The sequence below is a fragment of the Psychrobacter sp. TB55-MNA-CIBAN-0194 genome (assembly GCF_040309505.1).
Lineage (GTDB): Bacteria > Pseudomonadota > Gammaproteobacteria > Pseudomonadales > Moraxellaceae > Psychrobacter > Psychrobacter fozii.
The window spans coordinates 1-242 of record NZ_JBEOOW010000692.1 but is presented as its reverse complement, the minus strand read 5'-3'; the positions used below and the strand labels follow the sequence as shown (position 1 = coordinate 242).

At 48.3% G+C, this 242-nt stretch carries 1 protein-coding gene; it reads right to left on the bottom strand.

Features of this window, described 5'->3' with window-relative positions; genetic code table 11:
* On the bottom strand, positions 1–242 hold a 242-nt coding region (locus tag AAEY75_RS16755), incomplete at both ends, for a hypothetical protein (protein ID WP_352260289.1).

The following is a 242-nucleotide window of genomic DNA, read 5'->3' as shown; positions in this document are numbered from 1 at the left end:
AAGTTCACCAATTTTTGGTGGTGGCGCTGTGGTCACTGGCGTCAAAATAAAGTCGTAGTCGTTAAAAAACACGTCAAAAGCTTGCCCGCCTTGATCAAAGGCACTGCGGGCGGCTAGCATTTGCTGAGCTGTAAATTCTTTAGCCCGCTGCAGGTGTCCCCAAACAATGGCTTCAAATTCGTTTTCGCGTGCTGCACGCCCTAGTTTTAATTCTCTAGCTTGTACCGCATTAAGCATACCGC